The following is a 25,530-nucleotide window of genomic DNA, read 5'->3' as shown; positions in this document are numbered from 1 at the left end:
ACTTAGTCCTCTTTCAAGTCCGCAAACTGTGCTTGAACAAAGTCAGCCAAATCCTGAGCCTTGATCTGGATGCTACGGCCGACTTCACCAGCAGAAACAATAATACTTTCGCGACTCAGAGCTGTTTGGTCGATGAAAATGGGGAAGGAGTGTTTTTGGCGAATGCCGACAGGATTATTAGCGCCATGGATGTAACCAGTCGTTTTTTCTAAATCTTTCTGCGGAATCATGCTGACTTTTTTATTGCCTGAAATTTTTGCTAATTTCTTTTCCGACAGATGTTCGGTGATAGGCAGGATGCCAATGACTGTTCCTGTTTTATCTCCGTTTAAAGCCAGTGTTTTATAAATTTGCGAGCGGTCAAATTCCTCTGTCAGGCTATCATCTAAAGCATTAATCTGCAAACCTTGGTGTTCGATTTTTGCCTTGTTTAAAATTTGCTCGACCAATGTTTTTTTGAGTTTTGTCTTTTTAGCCATTATTTATATTTCTCTTCTAGTTGGGACATCCAAATTCCTAGCCAGATGCCTAGTCCAAAGAAAAAGGCGGCAAGAACGAGTGTGAAAATGGATACGCCTGCATAACTAATGCTCTCATTGTTGCCGCTTTGAGGGAGGACAATGAGCAAGGTGCTGGACAATACAATGCCAATGATAAAATGGTAAACGCGGGAATGATAATGTTTTAAAATGTAATCCATGGCTTTTGAAAAGAGAATCAGAGCCAGAGCGCCACCGATGCCGATTGGCAGGAAGGTGCCAAATAAATCCAGACGTTTAAATCCTGTCAGCATGGGAGTATAGAGCCCTAGAATCAATAGCAGATTTGAAGGACTAAGTCCTGGGATCAGGATTCCTAAGGCGATAAGAGCACCTGCTAAAACAAAGGATAAGAAGTTAGCTGGCAGTGTTCCCACCATTCCATTTAGTGAATAGAGGAAGACGCCCGACAAAATAAAACTAAGCCAGAAGGTAACAGTATCAGCTCGATCTCTGTCGGATTCCTTGACGGATTCTTTGATCAGGCTGGGAATGGTACCGATGATTGCTCCAGCAAAGCCCCAGAGAACGATAACCTTGTAATTATCCAGCAAGAGATTGACCGGATAGGAGAAGGCTGCGATCCCTAAAACCATCCCAATAGCTACAGGAGTGAAGTAGAGAACATTCTCGACAAAATTTTCTTTGATATGGGCTAAAAAGCGAATCATTCGCTCATAAATCCCCAAAATCGCGGCTAATACACCGCCAGACACACCAGGCAGAATGAAGCCAAGCGCGATAATCATCCCTTTTAAAACTCTAGCAATCCATGAAATCATAATATCTCCCTACAAGTTTTTTCATTAGACTATTGTACCATAAAGCTACACACTTTTCTGAAAAAAGCAAGAAAAATATCTTGTACAGAGAAAAAAGATACAAGATTTCCTAACAATATCTTGCATCCTTTTTATTTTGGTGTTGAAAATAATTTCTTGTAAGTCTCTTTTTTATCCTGTACGGGAGAGAGCTGATTGAGGTCTAAGTTATGTGGGAAACCTTCCAATTTACCTTCTGAGGTGTATTGATGTAGGTCATAGGGCTGTTCAGTATTTGGAGCAGCGTTATAGTAGCCGTCATTATAGCCATAAGTTGGAATCCAAACGGCAGTAAATTTCTCAGTTGAGATACTGTGCTCTTCCATGAAATAGGTACCGATGTAGATACCAATATTTTGAGCTCCAAGACTTTCAAGCTTGGCACGAAAAGCCTCAATTCCTGCGTTCATGTCGCCCATAGTCTTTTCTTCAACATCAAGCCAGTAAAAGGTAGGTTTATATTTCGAAGATGCCTTGTAGAAGCTTTCAGCTTCTTTTTCCATTTCTTTGATATTGCCTGCTGCTATATAAGCATACACAGCCACAGGAATCCCCCGTTTTTGAAACTCTTGAATATGGGTAGCAAATGATTTGTCAAGTCCATTTAAATGAGTGGCAACATTTTCTTTTTTTGCTTGAGCTCCACTATGCACGCGAATGATAGCACCAGAAATATTTGTTGATAAGGTATCATAGTCTATTTCGCTGGGCAATTGCCAACCAGAAAGGTCAACGATAGGCTTATTAAGCAATTCTTCCTCAGGTTCGTCTGAAGGAGTTTCCTCCTTTTTTTTCTTGGTTGTCACCTGACTGACTTGAGTTTTTTTTGTTTGGGCTTGTTTAATTTGCACATCAAGATGGTGTTTGCTTATGACAATGTATAGAATAAAGCAAGCAAAAAATAGCAAGAGTGCAAGCGGTTTAATCCTTTTTCTCATACTGTTTCATTGTAACGTAAAATAAATAGAAAAGCAAAGTATTTATCCATATTCCCAGCGAAATACGAAAATGTAATCTGATTGCAATAGAAGATAAAACAATTTGAAATAATAGAATTTTTGAGGCGATAAATAAGCAAAAATCTTTTGAAGCTATCCTAATGCTTTTTTTTCGAGTCAAAAGGTGGTATAATGAAGGTTGAATTTTAGAAATTAAATGGTGAAATATGAAAATTGACAAAAAGCATTTATTGAATTACTCAATTTTGATTCCGTACATGCTGTTATCTGGCATTGGCTTGATTGTCGTTTATTCCACGACGAGCCCCATCCTCATTCAAAATGGGCTCAATAGTTTTCGAATGGTCGCCACTCAAGCAGGTTTTTGGCTCTTCAGCTTGGTGATGATTGGGATTATTTACCGAATGAAGCTGGATTTTCTGAAGAGGCCAGGAGTGATTACGTTTGTTATCATAGCTGAAATTATTCTGCTTTTACTCTCACGCTTTATCACAGGAACGATCAATGGGGCACACGGTTGGCTCAAAATCGGCCCAGTTACTGCTCAGCCGGCAGAATACCTGAAGATTATTTTGGTCTGGTATTTGGCCCTACAGTTTTCTAAGAAACAAGAGCAAATAGAAGTATATGATTATCAAGCAATCACCTTTAATCAGTTGATTCCGCGTGCCGTTACGGATTGGCGGGTTATTGTTACTTTCTTGATTGGTCTTGTGGTTATCATGCCCGACTTAGGAAATGCGACCATTTTGCTCTTAACAGTTTTGATTGTAATTTCCACCAGCGGAATTGCTTACAGATGGTTCTCGACCATGCTTGGTGCTGTTGTAGGAGGGTCGGCAGCAGTTTTAGCGAGTATTTGGTTGATAGGTGTCAAGCGTGTTGAGCAAGTTCCTGTTTTTGGATATGTTGCAAAGCGTTTTAGTGCTTTTTTCAACCCTTTCGACGATTTGTCTGGCTCAGGTCACCAGTTGGCCAATTCTTACTATGCCATGAGTAATGGTGGTTGGTTTGGCTTAGGTTTAGGAAACTCCATTGAAAAACGAGGTTATCTACCAGAGGCTCATACAGACTTTGTTTTCTCGATTGTTATTGAGGAAGTCGGATTCTTTGGAGCTACTTTAATTTTAGCCCTGCTCTTTTTCTTGATTTTACGAATTATTCTCGTAGGTACAAGAGCCAAGGATCCATTTAATTCTATGATGGCTTTGGGAATTGGCGGTATGATTCTGATGCAAACCTTTGTCAATATTGGTGGTATTTCGGGCTTGATTCCTTCAACCGGTGTAACCTTCCCATTCTTATCTCAGGGGGGAAATAGTTTATTGGTTCTATCAGTTGCCATTGCCTTTGTTTTAAATATTGATGCTAATGAGCGACGAAACGCCATGTATCAGGAACTAGAAGTAAGTCAATCCTAAAAGATCTTCTTGTATGTTAGCTCTTCAACAATAGAAAGGTGTAAATAATGTCATTTACAAAATTAGAAAATTATAGCAATAAAGAAATGATTCGAGAAGAAGTTTCTATTTTAACGGACTTGTTGGTAGATATTACCCGGGATATTCTCAGTCCTGACACTTTTGCTAAAATCTCCATGATTGAAGAACTAGCAGTTCAATCTAAATACCAAGAGCTGAAAGCAGTAGTAGAAGAATTATCCACGGATGATATGGTCTATATCTCACGCTATTTTGCTATTTTACCTCTGCTCATCAATATTTCTGAAGATGTTGACTTGGCTTATGAGATCAATCATCAAAATAATATCGATCAAGACTACCTTGGTAAGCTTTCTACGACAATTGATTTGGTTTCAACACGTGAAAATGCGCAGGAAATTTTGGAAAATCTAAATGTTGTTCCTGTTTTGACTGCTCATCCGACTCAGGTTCAGCGCAAGACCATGTTGGATTTGACCAATCATATTCACACACTGTTGCGCCAGCATCGTGATGTTAAAGCTGGTCTGGTGAACGAAAAGAAATGGTTAGCCAATCTCCGTCGCTATATCGAGCTGATGATGCAGACCGACATGATTCGGGAAAAGAAACTTAAGGTTACCAATGAAATTACTAACGTTATGGAATACTATAACAGTTCTTTTCTTCAAGCAATCACGAACCTGATGCTAGAGTATAAACGCTTAGCAGAAGAAAAAGGAATCCATTTGGAAAATCCTAAACCAATCACCATGGGAATGTGGATTGGTGGTGACCGTGATGGAAATCCATTTGTAACCGCTGAAACTCTGAAATTGTCTGCGACGGTACAGAGCGAAGTTATTCTGAATTACTACATTGACAAGGTTTATACGCTCTATCGTAACTTCTCCCTATCTACTAATCTTTCAAAAACAAGTGAAGCTGTAGCCAAGATGGCAGCTTTGTCAAGCGACAAGTCTGTTTATCGGGAAAATGAGCCTTATCGCCGTGCTTTTCATTACATTCAGTCCAAGTTGATTCAGACCTTACTTTATCTGAAAGAAGGTAATTTCTCCGGTGAAGGGCATTGTTTGGCTGATAAAGCTGAAGCAGTCCTGCATGCAAATGCTGCTACCTCGGTCAGCCATAATGGTAGAGAAATCATTCCAAATTATATCCAGTCTAAACTTAGTGGTAGTTTAGATGAATTACGAAAAGAACAACTTCCATCTTACAAAGATGCGCAAGAGTTTAAGGAAGATCTTCTAGTTATTCGTGATTCTTTGCTGGAGCACAATGGACAAGCTCTGGTGACCGGAGAACTTACTGAATTGCTACAAGCAGTTGACATTTTTGGTTTCTTCTTGGCCAGCATTGACATGCGTCAGGATTCCAGTGTCCATGAGGCTTGTGTGGCGGAGCTCTTGGCTTCTGCTAATATCGTAAAAGATTACAGCAGCTTGTCAGAGGAAGAAAAATGCCAAGTTCTCCTCAAGCAGCTTCTGGAGGATCCACGGATCCTGTCAGCCACTCATGCACCTAAATCTGAACTTCTACAAAAAGAATTGGAGATTTTCAAGACGGCTCGTCAGCTTAAGGATGCGATTGGCGAAGATGTTATCAAGCAAAATATTATTTCTCATTCGACTAGCGTATCAGATCTGCTAGAGTTGGCAATTATGCTCAAGGAAGTCGGCTTGATCGATGAAGAAGGTGCGCGTGTGCAGATTGTTCCTCTGTTTGAAACGATTGAGGACTTGGATAACTCCTGCGATACTATGGAGAAATATCTATCTCTGCCAATTGCTCAAAAATGGATCGCTTCTAAAAACAACTACCAAGAAATCATGCTGGGCTACTCAGACAGTAACAAGGACGGTGGCTATTTATCATCATGTTGGACACTTTACAAGGCTCAACAACAACTGACAGCTATCGGTGATAAGTTTGGCGTCAAGATTACCTTCTTCCATGGTCGTGGAGGAACTGTCGGTCGTGGCGGTGGCCCAACTTATGAGGCAATCACTTCACAACCATTGCGAAGTATCAATGATCGTATCCGCCTGACAGAGCAGGGTGAGGTTATCGGCAATAAATATGGTAATAAGGACGCTGCTTACTATAATCTGGAAATGCTCGTATCTGCGGCTATTAACCGCATGATAAGCTATAAGAAGAGTGATAGTAATACGACCAATGAATACGAGAGAGTGATGGATCGAGTGGTCGATCGAAGCTACCAAATCTATCGCGATCTAGTCTTTGGCGACGAACGTTTCTACGACTATTTCTTTGAGTCTAGTCCTATTAAGGCTATTTCTAGCTTTAATATCGGTTCTCGTCCAGCGGCCCGTAAAACGATCACTGAAATTGGCGGTCTGAGAGCCATTCCTTGGGTCTTCTCATGGTCTCAAAGTCGGGTTATGTTCCCTGGTTGGTATGGTGTTGGCTCTAGCTTCAAAGAGTTTATCGATGAAGATCCTGAAAAGAATCTTGCCTTCCTTCAATTTATGTATCAGAGATGGCCATTCTTCCAGTCCCTCCTATCAAATGTCGATATGGTGCTATCCAAATCCAATATGAATATTGCCTTTGAATATGCGCAACTTTGTGAAGACCAAAATGTACGCGATATTTTCAATACAATCCTAGACGAATGGCAGCTAACGAAGGATGTTATCTTAGCGATTGAAGGCCATGACGAGCTCTTAGCAGAAAATGCCTATCTCAAGGATAGTTTGAACTATCGGATGCCTTATTTCAATGTTTTGAATTATATCCAGCTTGAGCTGATCAAGCGTCAGCGCCGAGGAGAACTTTCACCAGAACAAGAACGTTTGATCCACATTACCATCAATGGAATTGCGACAGGGCTACGAAATTCTGGTTGATGCACAAGGAGCTTTAAAAGAACTTAATAGAAAATCGGCTTCTGAGCCGATTTTTTATTGAGTTTAAACCATTTTGAGTCCATAACCTATTTCCTGCGATTCGTGTAAATAAAAAATGAAAAAGTTTTCATATCTGTGCGCTAAAATACTTGAAAGTGTTTACAATTAGTGATACAATGATAAGTGTAGAAAAATGAAAACGATATTTTCAACAAAAGAAAGGAAACTATATGAACACAGACGACACAGTAACCATTTATGATGTCGCCCGTGAAGCGGGAGTTTCAATGGCGACAGTCAGCCGAGTTGTAAATGGTAACAAGAATGTAAAAGAAAATACACGAAAAAAAGTACTAGAAGTAATTGAACGTCTTGACTATCGTCCTAATGCAGTTGCCCGTGGTTTGGCCAGCAAAAAGACGACCACTGTTGGTGTTGTAATTCCTAATATCACGAATAGTTACTTCTCTACTTTAGCCAAAGGGATTGATGATATTGCTGAAATGTATAAGTACAATATCGTCCTGGCAAACAGCGATGAAGATGATGACAAGGAAGTTTCGGTTGTTAATACCCTTTTCTCTAAGCAAGTAGATGGTATTATTTTTATGGGTTACCATCTGACAGAGAAAATTCGCTCAGAGTTTTCACGTTCACGGACACCAGTGGTTCTAGCGGGCACGGTGGATGTAGAACATCAGTTACCAAGTGTCAATATTGATTATAGACAGGCAACGGTTGATGCTGTGGAACTATTGGCTAAGCGCAACAAGAAAATTGCTTTTGTCAGCGGTCCTTTGGTAGATGATATCAATGGTAAAATCCGTTTGTCTGGCTACAAAGAAGCTCTGAAGGGCAAGAAAATTTCATACAGCGAAGGCTTAGTCTTCGAGTCTAAGTATAGCTACGATGATGGTTATCATCTAGCTGAACGTCTGATTGCTTCAAAGGCAACGGCGGCTTTTGTGACCGGAGATGAGTTGGCAGCAGGTTTGCTTAATGGTTTGGCTGATCGAGGTGTTCGTATTCCTGAAGACTTTGAAATCATTACTAGCGATGATTCGCAAATTGCTCGCTTTACTCGCCCTAATCTGTCTACTATCGGACAACCTCTGTATGACATCGGTGCGATTAGTATGCGGATGCTGACGAAGATTATGCATAAAGAAGAGTTGGAAGAGCGTGAAGTCCTCCTAGCTCATACGATCAATGAACGCAAATCAACTCGTAAATAATAAAATTGATTCGGGATGGGACAGAATTAAATTTTGAAAGAATTTAGTTCTGTCTCGTTTTTTATTTTAGTTAAACACGGTCGCCGAATATAAGAGACTCTGAGTTTCTTCTTTACAGAAATTTAGGTATAATAGAAGCAGGAATGTTGAAAATCATTGCTTGTCCAATATGCTTAACTGATAGGAATGAAGAGGTCAGGAGTTAGCCAAGATTTGGCATAGATTTTCAGATAAAATGTAAAAATAAAGAAGTGGAAACGCATTTTTTCTGTCTTCTTTTTATTAGTAGGCATCATTTATCGTAGCTGTATCAAGGAGAATTTTGTGATTACACAACTAGATACCAAGACTGTTTATAGCTTTATGGATAGTTTAGTCTCTATCAAAAAATATGTTCAACGGGCCAAGGACTTGGGCTACAAAAGTCTGGGTATGATGGATGTGGACAATCTTTATGGGGCTTATCATTTTCTAGAGGAGGCAAAAGCGACAGGACTTCAGCCCTTGCTAGGTCTAGAGATGGAAATTTATAAAGATGGAAATCCTCTCAATTTGAGACTCTTGGCTTTGGATAGTCAGGGCTATCGCAATTTGATGAAGATTTCGACTTTGAAAATGATGAATCGTCAAAATTGGGAAGACTTTCAACATCTTTTTAAGGGGCTGGCTCTGATTGTGCCAATTTTTGAGGGCGTGGATCAACTAGATCTTGGTTTAGACTTTTATGTTGGGGTCTTTCCAGATACGCCTAGGCAGGAATTGACTAGGTCAGTCCTGCCCTTACATACGGTTCGTTATTTTGAGCAGGGAGACTTGGAAACCTTGCAGATGTTGAGGGCGATTCGGGGCAATATCAGCTTGCGAGAGGTCGGTCATCTGTCGAGCCATGAGTTTTTATTAGCGCCAGAATCTTTAGAGGAAGTTTTCGCTGAAAACTTTCCAGAGAGTTTGCCCAATTTGGAACAATTGATAGCTGATGTTCACTATGAAATCAACACCGAGTTGAAGCTTCCGCGCTTCAATCCTGAGCGTCCTGCTGTAGAGGAGCTGCGGGAGTTAGCTGAGGCAGGATTAGCCAAGCGAGGACTTGCAGGTGAAGTCTATCAAGCAAGGCTGGATCAGGAACTGGATGTCATTCATCAGATGGGCTTTGATGATTATTTCCTTATTGTCTGGGATTTGCTGCGCTTTGGCCGCAGTCAAGGTTATTACATGGGGATGGGACGTGGCTCTGCAGTTGGCAGTTTAGTAGCCTATGCTTTGGAAATTACAGGCATTGATCCCGTAGAAAAGAATCTGCTGTTTGAACGTTTCCTAAATCTAGAGCGCTATACCATGCCCGATATTGATATTGATATTCCCGATGTGTATCGACCGGAGTTTATCCGCTATGTCCGAGATCGTTATGGTAGCATGCATGCAGCCCAGATTGTGACCTACTCAACCTTTGGGGCTAAGCAGGCCATCCGAGATGTCTTTAAGCGCTTTGGTTTGCCAGAGTACGAGCTGACCAATATGACCAAAAAAATTGGCTTTCGAGACAACTTAACCACTGCTTATGAGCGAAATATAGCCTTTCGTCAGATTATCAATAGTAAGCTAGAATATCAGAAGGCCTTTGAAATTGCCAAGAAAATCGAAGGAAATCCGCGCCAGACCTCAATCCATGCGGCAGGTGTCGTCATGAGTGACGATGATTTGACCAATCAAATCCCCTTAAAATACGGGGAGGATATGTATCTCACCCAGTACGATGCCCACGGTGTGGAAAGTAATGGACTGCTTAAGATGGACTTTCTGGGCCTGCGCAATTTAACCTTTGTCCAGCGGATGAAAGAAGCGGCTCTAGACAAATACGGAGTTGATATTGATATTGCTCGCATTGACTTGGAGGACGAGGAAACTCTACGCCTCTTTGCAGCGGGCAATACCAAGGGTATTTTCCAGTTTGAACAAGCGGGTGCCATCAGTCTTTTGAAAAGAGTCCAACCTGTAAAGTTTGAAGAAGTAGTAGCTACCACCTCTCTCAATCGTCCTGGAGCAAGTGATTATATTGATAACTTTGTTAAGCGCAAGCATGGTCGCGAGCGCGTGGAGATGATTGATCAGAGCTTGGAGGATATCTTGGCACCAACCTATGGTATCATGCTTTACCAAGAGCAGGTCATGCAGGTCGCCCAGCGCTTTGGTGGCTTTAGTCTGGGGAAGGCCGATATTTTACGGCGAGCAATGGGCAAGAAAAATGCTGCTGAAATGCATAAAATGGAGGAAGAATTCGTTAGGGGAGCTGTCAAATTGGGGCACTCAGAGACTAAAGCCAAGGAAGTCTTTGCGGTCATGGAGAAATTTGCCGGTTATGGCTTCAACCGCAGTCATGCCTATGCTTACTCGGCTCTAGCTTTTCAGTTGGCCTATTTCAAGGCTCACTATCCAGACATCTTCTTTGATGTTATGCTAAACTACTCGAGCTCGGACTATATCACGGATGCACTTGGATTTGGCTTCGAACTGGCTCCATTGACCATCCACAACATTCCCTATAAAGATAAGTTTCAGGAGCGGAAAATCTATCTTGGCCTGAAAAATATCAAGGGCTTGCCAAGGGATTTTGCTTTCTGGATCATAGAAGAGCGTCAAAAAAATCCCTTTAGCAGTGTGGAAGATTTCATTTTACGCTTGCCTCAGAGTTATCATAAATTGCCGCTTTTAAGTCCTTTGGTGCAATTGGGGCTCTTTGATGTTTTTGAGCCCAATCGGCAGAAGATTTTACTCAATCTACCGAATCTTTTTATCTTTGCGGATGAGTTGGGGAGTTTATTTGCTGATACTAGCTATTCATGGACGGATGCCGAGGATTTTACTGCTGCAGAAAAGTTTGAGCAGGAGCAAGCCTTGATTGGAATTGGCCTTAGTGATCACCCGCTCATTAGCCTAGCCAAGAAAGCCGATCGTTCTTTTGTCTGGATTGAAGAGTTGGCGGAAAATAGTAAGGCGACCATTCTAGTTGAAGTCCAGTCTATCAAGGTTATTCGCACAAAAAATGGTGAAAACATGGCCTTTATGCAAGTGACGGATACCAAGAAAAAGTTAGATGTTACTTTATTCCCTGAAGTTTATCGCCGCTTTGCTCAACTAATCCAAGAAAAAGGCTATTACTATCTGACTGGAAAAATTCAGGAGAGGGATGGCCGACTACAGATGGTTCTAGCAGAGGTGGAGAAAGCAAGCTCAGAACGCTTTTGGATCCAATTGGCTGACTCTAGTCACGACAGGCATATTGCGGAGATCCTGCAGCGATACCCTGGGGATATTCCCGTGGTGCTACGCTATGAGAATGACAAGAAAACGGTTCCTGCATCAGGCTTTCAAGTTCAAAAATCAGACCAACTTCAAGCTGAACTAGAAAATTACAGCATGAAAACGGTTTTTCGGTAAAAAATCAGGAAAATAAGAGAATTTTTATTCTGATTGTGGTATAATCTATAAGAATGTTAAAAAGATAAAGGAGCACATTACGAAATGAAACGTATTGCTGTTTTGACCAGTGGTGGAGATGCCCCTGGTATGAATGCTGCTATTCGTGCAGTCGTTCGTAAAGCAATTTCCGAAGGAATGGAAGTTTATGGGATTTATGGCGGCTACGCTGGAATGGTTGCTGGTGATATTTATCCACTTGATGCGACTTCAGTTGGAGACATTATTTCTCGTGGAGGAACTTTCCTTCATTCAGCACGCTACCCTGAGTTTGCAAAACTTGAAGGGCAATTAAAGGGAATCGAACAACTGAAGAAACACGGTATTGAAGGTGTAGTTGTTATCGGTGGAGATGGTTCTTACCATGGTGCGATGCGCTTAACAGAGCATGGCTTCCCAGCTGTTGGTGTACCTGGAACTATTGACAATGACATTGTCGGAACAGATTTCACTATCGGTTTTGATACTGCTGTTACAACTGCAATGGATGCGATCGACAAGATCCGTGATACATCATCCAGTCACCGTCGTACTTTCGTTGTTGAAGTAATGGGACGTAACGCTGGAGATATCGCACTGTGGGCAGGTATTGCTACAGGTGCAGATGAAATTATCATTCCTGAAGAAGGCTTCAAGATTGAAGATATCGTTGCCAGCATCAAACGTGGCTATGAAAAAGGTAAGAAGCATAATATCATTGTTCTTGCTGAAGGTGTTATGTCAGCAGATGAGTTTGGTAAAAAGCTGAAAGAAGCTGGTGATACTAGCGATCTCCGTGTGACTGAACTTGGTCACATCCAACGTGGTGGTTCACCAACTGCTCGCGACCGTGTATTGGCTTCTCGTATGGGAGCGCATGCCGTTAAACTACTTAAAGAAGGTATCGGTGGTGTTGCCGTAGGTATCCGTAATGAAAAAATGGTGGAAAGCCCAATCTTGGGAACTGCTGAAGAAGGCGCACTCTTTAGCCTGACTGCAGACGGCAAAATCGTTGTCAACAATCCACATAAAGCTGATATCGGCTTAGCAGAGCTCAATCGCAGCATTAATATTTAATTGGTCAATCAGGGGTGAAATCCCCAAATAGTAGAAGGAGTTTCTTAATATCATGAACAAACGCGTAAAAATCGTTGCAACTTTAGGTCCTGCGGTAGAAATCCGTGGCGGTAAAAAATTCGGTGAAGACGGATACTGGGGTGAAAAACTGGACGTTGAAGCTTCAGCTCAAAATATTGCAAAATTAATTGAAGCAGGAGCAAACACTTTCCGTTTCAACTTCTCACACGGTGACCACCAAGAACAAGGTGAGCGTATGGCAACTGTTAAACGTGCGGAAGAAATCGCTGGTAAAAAAGTTGGTTTCCTTCTTGACACTAAAGGTCCAGAAATCCGTACAGAATTGTTCGAAGGTGACGCAAAAGAGTATTCATACAAAACTGGTGAAAAGATCCGCGTTGCAACTAAACAAGGAATCAAATCAACTCGTGAAGTGATTGCTTTGAACGTTGCTGGTGCCCTTGATATCTACGATGATGTGGAAGTTGGTCACCAAGTATTGGTTGACGATGGTAAACTTGGTCTTCGTGTTTTCGCAAAAGACGATGCAACTCGTGAATTTGAAGTAGTCGTTGAAAATGACGGTATCATTGCTAAGCAGAAAGGTGTAAACATCCCAAACACTAAAATTCCTTTTCCAGCACTTGCTGAGCGCGATAACGATGATATCCGTTTCGGTCTTGAACAAGGTATCAACTTTATTGCGATTTCATTCGTACGTACTGCAAAAGACGTCGACGAAGTTCGTGCAATCTGTGAAGAAACTGGTAACGGTCACGTTCAATTGTTTGCAAAAATCGAAAACCAACAAGGTATCGACAACTTGGATGAAATCATTGAAGCTGCTGATGGTATCATGATCGCTCGTGGTGACATGGGTATCGAAGTACCATTCGAAATGGTTCCAGTTTACCAAAAAATGATCATTACTAAAGTCAATGCAGCTGGTAAAGTTGTTATCACAGCAACAAACATGCTTGAAACAATGACTGAAAAACCACGTGCAACTCGTTCAGAAGTATCAGACGTATTTAACGCTGTTATCGATGGAACTGACGCTACAATGCTTTCAGGTGAGTCTGCAAACGGTAAATACCCACTTGAGTCAGTAACTACAATGGCTACAATCGATAAGAACGCTCAAACTCTTCTTAACGAATACGGACGTTTGAACTCAGATACTTTCGAACGTAACTCTAAGACAGAAGTTATGGCTTCAGCTGTTAAAGATGCTACAAACTCAATGAATATCAAATTGATTGTTACTTTGACTAAGACTGGTCACACTGCTCGTTTAATCTCTAAATACCGTCCAAATGCTGATATCTTGGCATTGACATTCGATGAATTGACAGAACGTGGCTTGATGTTGAACTGGGGTGTTATCCCAATGTTGACAGAAGCACCTTCATCAACTGATGATATGTTCGAAATTGCTGAACGTAAAGCAGTTGAAGCAGGTCTTGTTGAGTCTGGTGACGATATCGTTATCGTTGCAGGTGTACCACTTGGCGAAGCGGTTCGTACAAACACAATGCGTATCCGTACAGTACGTTAATTTATTTCATAGTATTCAAAAACCGATAGATCCATTCTATCGGTTTGTTTTTTGTTCTAGAGTTTTTTTTATTTTGTAATTATAAAAACTTCAAAATAAGAATATTATCATTTTGCATATCAAAAAAGAGAAGATCCTTATTATCCTCTCCAGATTTTTGACTTTTCAATCGACCACAGTTAATAAGGAGTCAAAGAACCAATAGTGTAAAGATGATAATTATGGATTATCGTTATATTATTGGTTAATAATGGATACTCTCTATATCACTTTTTCTCTTTTCTAGATTCTAATACCCAACCGATGATCCAGCAGCAGACGAGTAGGTAATTTTCAATCCAGCCCAGTAGGTTGGCTTGATTCGCCTTTTCCAGATAGCCTAGCAGATGGTTGGTGCCAAAGCCCAGCCCGCCCAGAATCAGTGCTAGCAAGGTCATACGCAGATAAAACCAATCATACTTCATGTTGGTGGCAATGACTAAAGGCAGAATAGCCAGATTCCAGAAACCTATTTCCCGCTGCCAGTAGGGAGCTAGGCAGTAGATGGACTCATTTCCCAATAGCTGGGGCTGGAAAATCTGGATCATAGCTGCGCCCAGCATAGCTATGATCAGTAAAATGAAAGTCACTCGTAAAAATTTATTCATACCTGTCTCCTTTCTTCTTTATAGATTATATTATTTTTGAAAATAATTTTCAAGTTTTCATTTTTTACAAAAGAATCTCTAATAAAATATTTTACAGCCAAGTCCTATCTTTTTAGGTGCTTTTGTGGTATACTAGATTAGTTGCAGAAATACAGTTTTTCTATTCAGTGGGAACTAGCGACCGAGTCGGCGCTTTTTTAGTGCCTAGACTTGAGAGACCATATTTATGAAGAGAAGAGCGAATACTCTCAAAAAATCGAGATTTAGCAAGAGAAAAGCACTTGGTATGTTTCGATAGTTGAGTATCAAAAGCCTTATAAGGTGGCTTCGCACCGCCTTTAGAAAGAAGAAGAACATTGAAATTTAATGAATTACATTTATCTGCTGAATTACTAGCAGAGATTGAAAAAGCTGGCTTTGTAGAAGCAAGCCCTATTCAAGAGCAGACAATTCCACTTGCTATGGCAGGTAAGGATGTTATTGGTCAGGCCCAGACAGGGACAGGAAAGACAGCGGCCTTTGGCTTCCCAACTCTGGAGAAGATTGATACAGATAATCCTGCTGTGCAGGCTTTGATTATCGCTCCAACCCGTGAATTGGCTGTTCAGAGTCAGGAAGAGCTGTTCCGTTTTGGCCGCAGCAAGGGTGTCAAGGTGCGTTCTGTCTACGGTGGCTCCAGCATCGAAAAGCAAATCAAGGCCCTCAAGTCTGGTGCTCATATCGTCGTAGGAACACCTGGTCGTCTTTTGGATTTGATCAAACGCAAGGCGCTTAAGCTGAATCAGATTGAAACCTTAATCTTGGACGAAGCGGATGAAATGCTTAACATGGGCTTTTTGGAAGATATTGAGTCTATCATTTCCCGTGTGCCAGAAGAGCGTCAGACCTTGCTCTTTTCAGCGACCATGCCGGATGCTATCAAGCGTATCGGTGTCAAGTTTATGAAGGAGCCTGAGCATGTCAAGATTGCTGCTAAAGAGTTGACGACAGAGCTGGTAGATCAGTATTATATCCGTGTCAAGGAAAATGAAAAATTTGATACCATGACCCGCCTGATGGATGTGGAGCAGCCAGAGCTGTCAATCGTCTTTGGCCGGACCAAGCGCCGGGTGGATGAGCTGACTCGTGGCCTGAAAATCCGCGGTTTCCGAGCAGAGGGTATCCATGGCGATTTGGACCAAGGCAAGCGCCTTCGCGTTCTACGCGACTTTAAAAACGGCAATCTGGATGTCTTGGTGGCGACAGATGTGGCCGCGCGTGGATTGGACATTTCTGGTGTGACCCACGTCTACAACTACGACATTCCGCAGGATCCAGAAAGCTATGTTCACCGGATTGGTCGGACTGGTCGTGCTGGTAAGTCAGGTCAGTCTATCACGTTCGTAGCGCCAAATGAAATGGGTTATCTGCAGATTATCGAAAATCTGACCAAGAAGCGTATGAAAGGCCTTAAGCCAGCGACTGCGGAAGAAGCTTTCCAAGCTAAGAAAAGAGTTGCCCTTAAGAAGATTGAACGCGATTTTGCGGACGAAAGCATCCGTTCTAACTTTGAGAAATTCAGTAAGGATGCCCGCAAGCTGGCAGCAGAATTCAGCCCAGAAGAGCTGGCTATGTATATCCTCAGCTTGACGGTGCAGGATCCAGATGCCCTTCCTGAAGTAGAAATTGCCCGTGAAAAACCATTGCCATTTAAAGCATCTGGTGGCGGTTTTGGTGGAAAAGGTAAGAGTGGTCGTGGCAACGGCCGTCGAGGCGACCAAGGCCGTGATCGCCGTGGCGGACGTGAAGATCGAGAGGGTGGCCGCCGTGACTTTAAACGTAAGTCAAACAAGAACAGTCGCGACTTCGAAAGCAGAGGAAATAAACGCCCACAACGCACTTCCAGCGAAAAGAAAACCGGCTTTGTTATCCGTAATAAAGGCGATAAATAAACAGAAAATCCGATGTCAGCTGATATCGGATTTTTCTATTGAAAATAATTTGATTATCTTTCAATATTTGTTTGAAAACAGCACAATGAAAACGCATAAACAAACAATAATCTATTTTTTTGAAAAAAAGTATACATTTTTTTGTTTATATGAAAAAATTGTAGTATAATGATATAAGCAATGGTGCATGGACATTAAAGTGATTTGAGGTGTCCAAGGAACCTAAGAATCAAAGGGGAAACTTTGATGAGACGTCTCTAGACATCAACAACAAGGAGGATTGTACATGAAGGAAAGTCGTCATAAAGTGATCTTACAAGAGCTGGACCAGACGGGAGTTGTGTCTGTAAAGAACCTGAAGGAATTGCTGAATGTAACAGATATGACCATTCGGCGAGATTTGATTGATCTTGAGAAGCAAGGACTTTTGATTCGGGTGCATGGTGGGGCTCATAAAAAGGTGAAAGATAGCTTGAATGAAGCTTCGCATTCTGAAAAAACGATGTTAAATATCGAAGAAAAGAAGCTGATTGCTAAGAAATGTGCTGATTTGATTGCTGAAGGGGACACAGTTTTTATCGGATCAGGTACTACAACGGATTTTATAGGCGATTATTTAGAGGGGAAAAATATCAGTATTGTAACCAATTCACTCCCTATTTTCGAAAAGTTGAAGGATTATCCTAATTTTGATTTGATTTTGATTGGAGGACGCTATCGGGTCAAGACCCAGACTTTTGTGGGGCAGTTTGCCAATAAACTTTTACGAGAAATCAAGGTATCAAAGGCCTTTATTGGAGTGAACGGAATTGACGGCCACAATGTGACGACTGCCAATGAAGAAGAGGGGAATGGAAATGCCATTATTCTCAACAATGCAATTGAAAAATACATTGTTGCAGATAATAGCAAATTTGATAGCTATTCTTTCTATAGTTTTTACCGTTTGGACAATATTGACGCAATTGTAACGGATGACCATATCTCTCCGAAAGTGAGAGCAAAATATAGTTCTTACACCAAGGTTCTCTGATTTGATCGCGTTGTCATGAATGTTAATTTAAGATTCTAAAAGCTGCGAATTTCGTAGCTTTTATTTCTTATTGCAGATGAATAATTGTATTTTACAGTGGACGAAAAGTTCTTGTATATCAACTTAGACTTGCTAAGGATATTTTTATGACTCATGTTATTCCTTAACAATTCAGAATGACGAAATGTTCTATCTTCATATGAACATTAAAAATTTAAGTTATTAGACAAATAAACAAAAAATAACAAAACAAACTATTGACAGCGCTATCACATAATGATATAATTAATTAAACGAACAAAAAGAAACAAAAGGAGAGATGATAAAATGGCGCTTGCCCAATTATTTGATGAAAATCTAGTGTTTTGTTTACATGCAGAAAATCAAGAAGATCTTTTTCATCAAGTAGCTGATTTGTTAGAAGAAAGAGAAGTTGTAACTTCTTCTTATCGAAACGCTTTACTTGAAAGAGAAAAGGCGTTTCCAACTGGATTGGATATGGAATTTTTAGGCAAGGAATTGCCGAATGTTGCCATACCTCATACGGATATTGCGCATAATCTGACTGAAAATGTGGTAGTCGTTAAGCTAGATCAGCCTGTAACCTTCCACAATATGATTTCTCCTACGCAAACCGTTGAAGTGTCTCTCTTGTTCTTTATTATCAACAACTCTAGCTCAAGCCAGACCAATATCTTAGCACAGTTAATGGATTTCTTCACTAGCGAAGGAAATCTAGCTGGTTTAGCTTCTTTGAACTCAAAAGAAGAGTTGTTCCAATATATTTCAAAAGTTATTAAATAAATAAATCGGAGGATTTTATTATGATTAAAATTTTAGCAGCCTGCGGAGCAGGGGTAAACTCAAGTCACCAAATCAAGAGTGCTCTTGAGGAAGAGTTGTCAAACCGCGGTTATGATGTACATTGTGATGCCGTGATGGTTAAGGATGTCAATGAAGATCTAATGCAAGGTTATGATATCTTCACGCCAATCGCTGCAACAGATCTTGGTTTTGAACCAGGAATCCCAGTTATCGAAGCTGGACCAATCTTGTTCCGTATTCCTGCAATGAGCGCTCCAGTGTTTGACAATATTGAAGCAGCAATTAAAGAGCACGGACTAAGTTAATCTATTCTTTATCTTGTTAACATTCATATAACAAAAAAAGGGAGGAATTATTATGGATGTCATTATTGACCTAGCCAATAAGATTTTTAAACCCATCTTAGATATGGGTGGTCCTATCATCATGCTGATCATCTTGACAGTATTGGCTTTACTTTTTGGAGTGAAATTCTCCAAAGCGCTTGAAGGTGGTATCAAACTTGCCATCGCTCTTACTGGTATCGGTGCCATCATCGGTATGCTTAACGGAGCTTTCTCAGCTTCACTTGCTAAATTCGTTGAAAACACTGGTATTCAGTTGAACATCACTGACGTTGGTTGGGCACCGCTTGCAACTATCACTTGGGGTTCTCCATGGACCTTGTACTTCTTGCTCATCATGCTCATTGTCAATGTTGTGATGTTAGCTATAAAGAAAACAGATACATTGGATGTGGATATCTTTGATATTTGGCACTTGTCAATCACTGGCTTGCTCATCAAATGGTATGCAGATAAGAGCCATGTAAGTCCTGCTGTGTCACTCTTGATTGCAACTTTAGCAGTTGTCTTGGTTGGTGTCTTGAAGATTATCAACTCTGACTTGATGAAACCAACTTTTGATGATTTGTTGAATGCACCAAGTTCATCACCAATGACTTCAACTCACATGAACTACATGATGAACCCTGTTATCATGGTTTTGGATAAGATTTTTGACAAGTTCTTCCCTGGGTTGGATAAATATGACTTCGATGCTGCCGCTTTGAATAAGAAAATCGGTTTCTGGGGATCTAAATTCTTCATCGGTTTCCTTCTCGGTGTAGTTATCGGTATCATGGGCACTCCGCACCCAGTAGCAGGTGTAGAAGATGGCAACACATGGCAATTGGTTATTAAAGGATGGTTGTCTCTCGGTTTGACTGCCGGTGTCTGCTTGGAGCTCTTCTCACTTATCGGATCATGGTTTATCGCAGCCGTTGAACCACTTTCACAAGGTATTACTAACGTAGCAACAAAACGTCTACAAGGACGTAAATTCAACATCGGTCTTGACTGGCCATTTATCGCTGGTCGTGCAGAAATTTGGGCCTGCGCTAACGTACTTGCCCCAATCATGCTGATTGAAGCAGTTCTGCTTTCTAATGTAGGAAACGGTATCTTGCCATTGGCTGGTATCATCGCCATGGGTGTGACACCTGCCCTTCTGGTTGTTACTCGTGGTAAATTGCTTCGTATGATTGTCTTTGGAACACTCTTGTTACCACTCTTCCTTCTTTCAGGTACCCTGATTGCACCGTTTGCAACAGAACTTGCTAAAGGCGTAGGTGCCTTCCCTGAAGGAGTTAGCCAGTCTCAATTGATCACTCACTCAACACTTGAAGGACCAATCGAAAAACTCTTGGGCTGGACTATTGGTAATACTACTACAGGTGATATTAAAGCTATCATTGGTGCTATTGTCTTCCTTGGTGCTTATATTGGAATCTTTGCTTGGTACAGAAAGCAAATGATCAAACGGAATGCAGAATATGCAGCAAAAGCGAAATAATATCCGTTAACTATTGTTAAATATTGTAAGACTAGGGAAGCTAGATTGTCCATTTCCAAATGGGAATGTTGATAATCTAGCTTTTCCTATGTGATGAATACTAAGCAGAGAGAAGTCAGAAGCCTGCCTTTTTCTCTGAAGTAGAGAGGAGATTTGGATGGTGATTACGCTAGCAAATGATGAATTGACAGTGCAGTTTGAGAAATTGGGAGGAGCGCTTTCTTCAATCAAGGATAAGGATGGTGTAGAATACCTCTGGCAGGGTGATGCGACCTATTGGAGTGGTCAAGCTCCAGTACTTTTCCCCATTTGTGGGAGTTTGCGCAATGACACCGCTCACTATGTATTAAAAGATGGTCAAGAAGCAAGTGGAGTCATTCCTCGGCATGGGCTCGTTCGCAAGAAAGAATTTGAATTAGTAGAACAAACGGATACGAGTGTGACTTTTGCTATTGAGGACACAGAGGAGATGTTTCAGAACTATCCCTATCATTTCTGCTTATCGATTCGCTATAGCTTAACTGGCAAGAAGCTTCGTACCCAGTATATCGTAGAAAATCGTGGAGATAGTGGCGCTATGCCGTACTTCATCGGAGGTCATCCGGGATTTAACTGCCCTTTATTTGATGATGAAAATTATGAGGATTACTATTTGGAGTTTGAACAGGAAGAAACCTGCAGTGTTCCTCTCTCTTATCCTGAAACTGGTATGTTGAACTTTCTGGAACGTACAAGTTTCCTAGATCATCAAAAAGAACTAAATTTGGACTATGCCATCTTTGATAAAGATGCAGTGACCCTTGATGAGCTAAAATCACGGACCGTTGCTCTTCGTTCTCGGAATCATGATAAAGGGTTACGTTTAGATTTTCAAGAATTTCCAAATCTAATTATCTGGTCAACTATTAACAAAGGGCCATTTATAGCCTTGGAACCTTGGTCAGGTTTGTCGACCTCGTTAGAAGAGGGTGATTATTTAGAAAGCAAGAAAAACGTCCGTCTACTCCCAGCAGGAGAAAAAGAAGAAATTGGATTTGATATTACTATTTTTTAAAGAAAATTTTAAAAATGTTTAAAAACAAACATATAATGTTGACAGTAAACATAAAATGTTGTATTATAAACTTGTGAATCAAATAACGTTTAATGTTTTAAAACATTTTAGTTCATTATATAGAAAATTAAAGGAGGACTTAATATGTCTATTATCATTGGTGCAGATGCTGCAGGTTTGAGATTGAAAGAAGTTGTGAAAGACTTCTTGGAAAAAGAAAACTTCCACGTAGTGGATGTTACGGCTGAAGGTCAAGACTTTGTCGATGTGACTCTTGCTGTTGCTGCAGAAGTAAACAAAGAAGAACAAAACCTTGGTATCGTGATTGATGCCTATGGTGCTGGTCCGTTCATGGTTGCAACTAAGATTAAAGGAATGGTTGCCGCAGAAGTATCTGATGAACGTTCAGCTTATATGACTCGTGGCCACAACAACTCACGTATGATCACTATGGGTGCAGAAGTCGTTGGTGATAAATTGGCGAAAAATATTGCTAAAGGTTTTGTTAATGGTAAATACGACGGCGGTCGTCACCAGATTCGGGTCGATATGTTGAACAAAATGTGCTAATACTCTTCAAAAATCAAGATAATCTGTCGTCAGCTCCCTTTAGCTAACTTCAGTTATGCTCGCAGCTCGCTTCCTAAGCTAATCTTGATTTTTCTTGAGTAAGGATAAATGATATGAGATTTATATAATTAATCGGAGGGAATAACTAATGAGAATTGCAATTGGATGTGACCACATCGTAACAGATGAAAAAATGGCGGTTTCAGAATTTTTGAAATCAAAAGGATATGAAGTCATCGACTTTGGTACCTATGACCACACACGTACTCACTACCCAATCTTTGGTAAAAAAGTTGGTGAAGCCGTTACAAGCGGTCAAGCTGATCTTGGGGTATGTATCTGTGGTACTGGTGTTGGTATCAATAATGCTGTAAATAAAGTTCCTGGTGTCCGTTCTGCCTTGGTTCGTGATATGACAACAGCTCTTTATGCAAAAGAACAATTGAACGCCAACGTTATTGGTTTTGGTGGTAAAATCACTGGTGAATTGCTCATGTGTGATATCATTGAAGCTTTCATCAATGCTGAATACAAACCATCAGAAGAAAATAAAAAATTGATTGCGAAAATTGAGCACGTTGAAAGTCACAATGCTCATCAAGCAGATGCAAACTTCTTTACAGAATTCCTTGAAAAATGGGATCGCGGTGAGTACCACGACTAAGAGGTGACGCATGATTTTAACAGTCACAATGAATCCATCCATTGATATTTCCTATCCCTTGGATGAATTAAAAATTGACACTGTCAACCGTGTGGTGGACGTGACCAAGACAGCTGGTGGTAAAGGTCTCAATGTTACACGAGTTCTTTCAGAATTTGGTGATTCTGTTGCTGCTACTGGTTTGGTCGGTGGTAAACTTGGTGAGTTTTTGGTAGAACATATCGATGATAAGGTCAGTAAACATTTCTTCACAATTCAAGGAGAAACTCGTAACTGTATCGCTATTCTACACGGAGACAACCAAACAGAAATTCTTGAAAAAGGACCTGAAATTCTTGAAAAAGAAGGTCAAGATTTCTTGGCTCATTTCGAGAATCTCCTTGACACTGTGGAAGTAGTGGCTATCTCTGGTAGTCTGCCAGCAGGCCTTCCAGTTGACTACTATGCAAGCTTGGTAGAACTTTCTAATCAAGCAGGAAAACCAGTTGTTCTAGACTGCTCAGGTGCTGCCCTTCAGGCGGTTCTTGAATCACCCCACAAACCAACAGTTATTAAACCAAATAACGAAGAATTGTCTCAGCTTCTTGGGAAAGAAGTTTCAGAAGATTTGGATGAATTAAAAGAAGTTCTTCAAGAACCGTTATTTATAGGTATTGAGTGGATTATCGTTTCACTTGGTGCCAATGGTGCTTTTGCTAAACATGGTGATACTTTCTACAAGGTAGATATTCCAAAAATTCAGGTAGTCAATCCTGTCGGATCTGGAGATTCTACTGTGGCAGGAATTTCCTCAGGACTTCTTCATAAGGAATCGGATGCAGAACTCCTCATCAAGGCCAATGTCCTTGGTATGCTCAACGCTCAAGAAAAAATGACAGGTCATGTCAATATGGCCAACTATCAAGCTCTATATGATCAATTAATAGTAAAAGAGGTATAAAATGGCTTTAACAGAACAAAAACGCAAATATTTGGAAAAACTCTCTGACGAGAACGGCATCATCTCAGCTCTTGCCTTTGACCAACGTGGTGCTTTGAAACGCCTCATGGCTCAATACCAAACAGAAGAGCCAACAGTGGCTCAAATGGAAGAACTCAAAGTCTTGGTAGCAGATGAATTGACTAAATACGCTTCATCTATGCTTCTCGACCCAGAGTATGGACTTCCAGCTACAAAAGCACTTGCGCCAAATGCAGGGCTTCTCCTTGCTTATGAGAAAACAGGTTATGACACAACTAGCACCAAACGCTTGCCAGACTGCTTGGATGTTTGGTCTGCCAAACGCATCAAGGAACAAGGCGCAGACGCTGTTAAGTTCTTGCTTTACTATGACGTAGACAGCTCTGACGAACTCAACCAACAAAAACAAGCCTACATTGAACGCATCGGCTCTGAATGTGTGGCAGAAGACATTCCATTCTTCCTTGAAATTTTGGCTTACGATGAAAAAATCGCTGACGCAGGTTCTGCAGAATACGCAAAAGTAAAACCACACAAGGTTATCGGTGCCATGAAGGTCTTCTCAGACCCACGCTTCAACATCGATGTTTTGAAAGTGGAAGTTCCAGTCAACGTCAAATACGTTGAAGGCTTTGGCGATGGTGAAATCGTGCATACACGTGAAGAAGCAGCAGCCTTCTTCAAAGAGCAAGATGAAGCGACTAACTTGCCATATATCTACTTGAGTGCGGGTGTATCAGCCAAACTCTTCCAAGAAACACTCGTCTTTGCCCACGAATCAGGCGCAAACTTCAACGGAGTTCTTTGCGGCCGTGCAACTTGGGCTGGATCAGTTGAAGCTTACATCAAAGACGGTGAAGCAGCAGCTCGTGAATGGCTTCGTACAACTGGATTTGAAAACATTGATGAGCTCAACAAGGTTCTTCAACAGACTGCGACTTCTTGGAAGGAACGCCTCTAATCTTGATTTTAGAATTCAAAAAACGTAGTAATTTTTAGGACTTACTACGTTTTTCTTCTATATAAGCTAGTTTTTCAGCTCGTTTCTTTTTTTTGAAGAGGGCTTCAGCCGACATGGCTGCAGATTTGTCGGGGTATTCTTCTTGATAGATAAGCGTGACGGGCAATCGGGCGCGGGTGTACTTGGCTCCTTTTCCAGCCTGATGTGTTTTGAGACGAGCTTCTACATCAGTTGTATAGCCTGTGTAGAGGGAGCCATCTCCGCATTCAAGGACGTACATATAGGCTTTATTTTCCATAGTAAATCTCTTGAATTTCTGGTGTATAGCTGCCATCTTGCTCGTGGATAAAGAGGGGCGGGAGGATTTTCAGGCCGTCCGGTGAACCATCTTTAATAGCTTCAATTAAGAGCATATTGGCTTCTCTCCCCTGCTTGGGATAGACAAACTGGATGCGCTTGGGCGCTAGATTATGGTTTTTCATGGTTTCTAAAATATCTAAAAAGCGATCTGGCCGATGAACCATAGCTAGACGACCGTTAGACTTGAGGACTCGCTGGGCAATCGTGCAAATTTCTTCTAAATTGGTAGCAACTTCGTGACGCGCTAGCAGATAATGCTCACTGCCGTTAAGATTGGAATGTTCATCTACCTTGAAATAGGGAGGATTGCAGAGAATGATGTCAACCTTACTGCCAGATATATGGGCGCCTAGATTTTTCAAGTCGTCATGGATGACCTGCATCTGTTGAGTAAGGTGATTTAATTCAATGGAACGCTGGGCCATATCTGCCAAACGTTCCTGAATTTCCACCGCTAGAATCTGGGCCTGAGTCCGTGTGCTAGCAAAGAGACCAACAGCCCCGTTTCCAGCGCAGAGATCGACGATGAGCCCTCGTTTGGGTAATTTTGGAAAGCGAGAAAGCAGGACACTATCGACTGAATAGCTAAAAACCTCGCTATTTTGAATGATTTTTATATCAGTGGAAAAGAGTTGGTTGACTCTTTCTCCGTCTTTTAATTTTGTTTCTGTCATACCAACATTATAGCATGATTAGGTGCTATTCCAAAGAAGAAAGAGAAATTTTATAGGAAA

Annotated in this window: 22 protein-coding genes; 16 read left to right on the top strand and 6 right to left on the bottom strand. The window is 41.1% G+C overall.

Going from position 1 to position 25,530, the window contains the following annotated elements; translation table 11 throughout:
* Positions 1-2 precede the first annotated feature (2 nt).
* The 3 genes from D8793_RS04085 to D8793_RS04075 form a co-directional block, all read right to left on the bottom strand.
* Positions 3-479, bottom strand: coding sequence for an aminoacyl-tRNA deacylase (locus D8793_RS04085; RefSeq protein ID WP_005590691.1), 477 nt, complete (start codon positions 477-479; stop codon positions 3-5).
* A complete protein-coding gene (locus D8793_RS04080; protein ID WP_125370647.1) occupies positions 479-1,321 on the bottom strand; it encodes a DUF368 domain-containing protein in 843 nt (280 codons plus the stop codon). Before D8793_RS04080 ends, D8793_RS04085 begins: the two co-directional genes overlap by 1 nt.
* A gap of 131 nt (positions 1,322-1,452) precedes the next feature.
* Positions 1,453-2,298, bottom strand: coding sequence for a glycoside hydrolase family 25 protein (locus tag D8793_RS04075; protein ID WP_125370646.1), 846 nt, complete (start codon positions 2,296-2,298; stop codon positions 1,453-1,455).
* Positions 2,299-2,525: 227 nt separating this feature from the next.
* On the opposite strand from D8793_RS04075, the gene ftsW reads away from it, so the two are divergent.
* From ftsW to pyk, 6 genes are all read left to right on the top strand, one after another.
* Positions 2,526-3,740: a cell division peptidoglycan polymerase FtsW gene (gene ftsW, locus D8793_RS04070; RefSeq protein ID WP_125370645.1), complete on the top strand. Its 1,215-nt coding sequence runs from the start codon at positions 2,526-2,528 to the stop codon at positions 3,738-3,740.
* A 47-nt stretch (positions 3,741-3,787) separates the two neighbouring features.
* Positions 3,788-6,634, top strand: a complete 2,847-nt coding sequence (ppc, locus tag D8793_RS04065; protein WP_125370644.1) for a phosphoenolpyruvate carboxylase — start codon at positions 3,788-3,790, stop codon at positions 6,632-6,634.
* Positions 6,635-6,864: 230 nt separating this feature from the next.
* Positions 6,865-7,869: a catabolite control protein A gene (gene ccpA, locus D8793_RS04060; protein WP_125370643.1), complete on the top strand. Its 1,005-nt coding sequence runs from the start codon at positions 6,865-6,867 to the stop codon at positions 7,867-7,869.
* Between the two features lie 324 nt (positions 7,870-8,193).
* Entirely contained in the window at positions 8,194-11,304 is a 3,111-nt protein-coding gene (locus D8793_RS04055; RefSeq protein ID WP_125383770.1) for a DNA polymerase III subunit alpha, read from the top strand.
* Between the two features lie 84 nt (positions 11,305-11,388).
* Entirely contained in the window at positions 11,389-12,399 is a 1,011-nt protein-coding gene (pfkA, locus tag D8793_RS04050; RefSeq protein WP_005590682.1) for a 6-phosphofructokinase, read from the top strand.
* 52 nt (positions 12,400-12,451) lie between these two features.
* Positions 12,452-13,957 (top strand): pyruvate kinase, encoded by a 1,506-nt coding sequence (pyk, locus tag D8793_RS04045; RefSeq protein ID WP_048763629.1) that lies wholly within the window; start codon positions 12,452-12,454, stop codon positions 13,955-13,957.
* Between the two features lie 266 nt (positions 13,958-14,223).
* Here the strand turns inward: pyk and D8793_RS04040 are convergent, their stop codons facing one another.
* Positions 14,224-14,604, bottom strand: coding sequence for a hypothetical protein (locus D8793_RS04040; protein WP_125370641.1), 381 nt, complete (start codon positions 14,602-14,604; stop codon positions 14,224-14,226).
* 356 nt (positions 14,605-14,960) lie between these two features.
* Here D8793_RS04040 and cshA point away from each other — a divergent pair, with 356 nt between their 5' ends.
* The 10 genes from cshA (at position 14,961) to lacD (ending at position 24,436) form a co-directional block, all read left to right on the top strand.
* On the top strand, positions 14,961-16,535 hold the full coding sequence (cshA, locus tag D8793_RS04030) for a degradosome RNA helicase CshA (RefSeq protein WP_125370640.1): 1,575 nt from the start codon (positions 14,961-14,963) through the stop codon (positions 16,533-16,535).
* A 286-nt stretch (positions 16,536-16,821) separates the two neighbouring features.
* On the top strand, positions 16,822-17,568 hold the full coding sequence (locus D8793_RS04025; protein WP_005590674.1) for a DeoR/GlpR family DNA-binding transcription regulator: 747 nt from the start codon (positions 16,822-16,824) through the stop codon (positions 17,566-17,568).
* A 327-nt stretch (positions 17,569-17,895) separates the two neighbouring features.
* Positions 17,896-18,372 carry a PTS sugar transporter subunit IIA gene (locus D8793_RS04020; RefSeq protein WP_125370639.1) on the top strand — a complete coding sequence of 159 codons (477 nt, stop codon included), beginning with the start codon at positions 17,896-17,898 and terminating at the stop codon, positions 18,370-18,372.
* Positions 18,373-18,392: 20 nt separating this feature from the next.
* Complete coding sequence (locus D8793_RS04015) at positions 18,393-18,698, top strand: PTS sugar transporter subunit IIB (protein WP_005590672.1); 306 nt, start codon at positions 18,393-18,395, stop codon at positions 18,696-18,698.
* A gap of 52 nt (positions 18,699-18,750) precedes the next feature.
* Positions 18,751-20,226, top strand: a complete 1,476-nt coding sequence (locus tag D8793_RS04010; protein WP_125370638.1) for a PTS galactitol transporter subunit IIC — start codon at positions 18,751-18,753, stop codon at positions 20,224-20,226.
* 157 nt (positions 20,227-20,383) lie between these two features.
* Positions 20,384-21,280, top strand: a complete 897-nt coding sequence (locus tag D8793_RS04005) for an aldose 1-epimerase family protein (RefSeq protein WP_125370637.1) — start codon at positions 20,384-20,386, stop codon at positions 21,278-21,280.
* Between the two features lie 144 nt (positions 21,281-21,424).
* Positions 21,425-21,850 carry a galactose-6-phosphate isomerase subunit LacA gene (gene lacA, locus D8793_RS04000; RefSeq protein WP_125370636.1) on the top strand — a complete coding sequence of 142 codons (426 nt, stop codon included), beginning with the start codon at positions 21,425-21,427 and terminating at the stop codon, positions 21,848-21,850.
* A gap of 148 nt (positions 21,851-21,998) precedes the next feature.
* Positions 21,999-22,514 (top strand): galactose-6-phosphate isomerase subunit LacB, encoded by a 516-nt coding sequence (lacB, locus tag D8793_RS03995; protein ID WP_125370635.1) that lies wholly within the window; start codon positions 21,999-22,001, stop codon positions 22,512-22,514.
* 10 nt (positions 22,515-22,524) lie between these two features.
* Positions 22,525-23,454 (top strand): tagatose-6-phosphate kinase, encoded by a 930-nt coding sequence (locus tag D8793_RS03990; protein WP_125370634.1) that lies wholly within the window; start codon positions 22,525-22,527, stop codon positions 23,452-23,454.
* A 1-nt stretch (position 23,455) separates the two neighbouring features.
* Positions 23,456-24,436 (top strand): tagatose-bisphosphate aldolase, encoded by a 981-nt coding sequence (gene lacD / locus D8793_RS03985; protein WP_125370633.1) that lies wholly within the window; start codon positions 23,456-23,458, stop codon positions 24,434-24,436.
* Positions 24,437-24,470: 34 nt separating this feature from the next.
* On the opposite strand, the gene D8793_RS03980 is transcribed toward lacD, so the two are convergent.
* Both D8793_RS03980 and D8793_RS03975 read right to left on the bottom strand, forming a co-directional pair.
* Positions 24,471-24,734, bottom strand: coding sequence for a GIY-YIG nuclease family protein (locus D8793_RS03980; RefSeq protein WP_125370632.1), 264 nt, complete (start codon positions 24,732-24,734; stop codon positions 24,471-24,473).
* Positions 24,724-25,470, bottom strand: coding sequence for a tRNA1(Val) (adenine(37)-N6)-methyltransferase (locus D8793_RS03975; protein ID WP_061909566.1), 747 nt, complete (start codon positions 25,468-25,470; stop codon positions 24,724-24,726). Before D8793_RS03975 ends, D8793_RS03980 begins: the two co-directional genes overlap by 11 nt.
* Positions 25,471-25,530 lie beyond the last annotated feature (60 nt).

The sequence above is a fragment of the Streptococcus cristatus genome (assembly GCF_003943465.1).
Taxonomy (GTDB): domain Bacteria; phylum Bacillota; class Bacilli; order Lactobacillales; family Streptococcaceae; genus Streptococcus; species Streptococcus cristatus_C.
This window is presented reverse-complemented; position numbering and strand designations above follow the sequence as displayed.

What these genes read in the sequence shown, in the direction of transcription:
- lacD (WP_125370633.1), top strand. Translation starts at nt 23,456, where the DNA reads ATGGCTTTAACAGAACAAAAACGCAAATATTTGGAAAAACTCTCTGAC.
- lacA (WP_125370636.1), top strand. Translation starts at nt 21,425, where the DNA reads ATGTCTATTATCATTGGTGCAGATGCTGCAGGTTTGAGATTGAAAGAA.
- D8793_RS04080 (WP_125370647.1), bottom strand. Translation starts at nt 1,321, where the DNA reads ATGATTTCATGGATTGCTAGAGTTTTAAAAGGGATGATTATCGCGCTT.
- D8793_RS04025 (WP_005590674.1), top strand. Translation starts at nt 16,822, where the DNA reads ATGAAGGAAAGTCGTCATAAAGTGATCTTACAAGAGCTGGACCAGACG.
- D8793_RS04020 (WP_125370639.1), top strand. Translation starts at nt 17,896, where the DNA reads ATGGCGCTTGCCCAATTATTTGATGAAAATCTAGTGTTTTGTTTACAT.
- D8793_RS04040 (WP_125370641.1), bottom strand. Translation starts at nt 14,604, where the DNA reads ATGAATAAATTTTTACGAGTGACTTTCATTTTACTGATCATAGCTATG.
- D8793_RS04005 (WP_125370637.1), top strand. Translation starts at nt 20,384, where the DNA reads ATGGTGATTACGCTAGCAAATGATGAATTGACAGTGCAGTTTGAGAAA.
- D8793_RS04075 (WP_125370646.1), bottom strand. Translation starts at nt 2,298, where the DNA reads ATGAGAAAAAGGATTAAACCGCTTGCACTCTTGCTATTTTTTGCTTGC.
- lacB (WP_125370635.1), top strand. Translation starts at nt 21,999, where the DNA reads ATGAGAATTGCAATTGGATGTGACCACATCGTAACAGATGAAAAAATG.
- D8793_RS04015 (WP_005590672.1), top strand. Translation starts at nt 18,393, where the DNA reads ATGATTAAAATTTTAGCAGCCTGCGGAGCAGGGGTAAACTCAAGTCAC.
- D8793_RS03980 (WP_125370632.1), bottom strand. Translation starts at nt 24,734, where the DNA reads ATGGAAAATAAAGCCTATATGTACGTCCTTGAATGCGGAGATGGCTCC.
- D8793_RS03990 (WP_125370634.1), top strand. Translation starts at nt 22,525, where the DNA reads ATGATTTTAACAGTCACAATGAATCCATCCATTGATATTTCCTATCCC.
- ftsW (WP_125370645.1), top strand. Translation starts at nt 2,526, where the DNA reads ATGAAAATTGACAAAAAGCATTTATTGAATTACTCAATTTTGATTCCG.
- pyk (WP_048763629.1), top strand. Translation starts at nt 12,452, where the DNA reads ATGAACAAACGCGTAAAAATCGTTGCAACTTTAGGTCCTGCGGTAGAA.
- pfkA (WP_005590682.1), top strand. Translation starts at nt 11,389, where the DNA reads ATGAAACGTATTGCTGTTTTGACCAGTGGTGGAGATGCCCCTGGTATG.
- ppc (WP_125370644.1), top strand. Translation starts at nt 3,788, where the DNA reads ATGTCATTTACAAAATTAGAAAATTATAGCAATAAAGAAATGATTCGA.
- D8793_RS04085 (WP_005590691.1), bottom strand. Translation starts at nt 479, where the DNA reads ATGGCTAAAAAGACAAAACTCAAAAAAACATTGGTCGAGCAAATTTTA.
- ccpA (WP_125370643.1), top strand. Translation starts at nt 6,865, where the DNA reads ATGAACACAGACGACACAGTAACCATTTATGATGTCGCCCGTGAAGCG.
- D8793_RS03975 (WP_061909566.1), bottom strand. Translation starts at nt 25,470, where the DNA reads ATGACAGAAACAAAATTAAAAGACGGAGAAAGAGTCAACCAACTCTTT.
- D8793_RS04010 (WP_125370638.1), top strand. Translation starts at nt 18,751, where the DNA reads ATGGATGTCATTATTGACCTAGCCAATAAGATTTTTAAACCCATCTTA.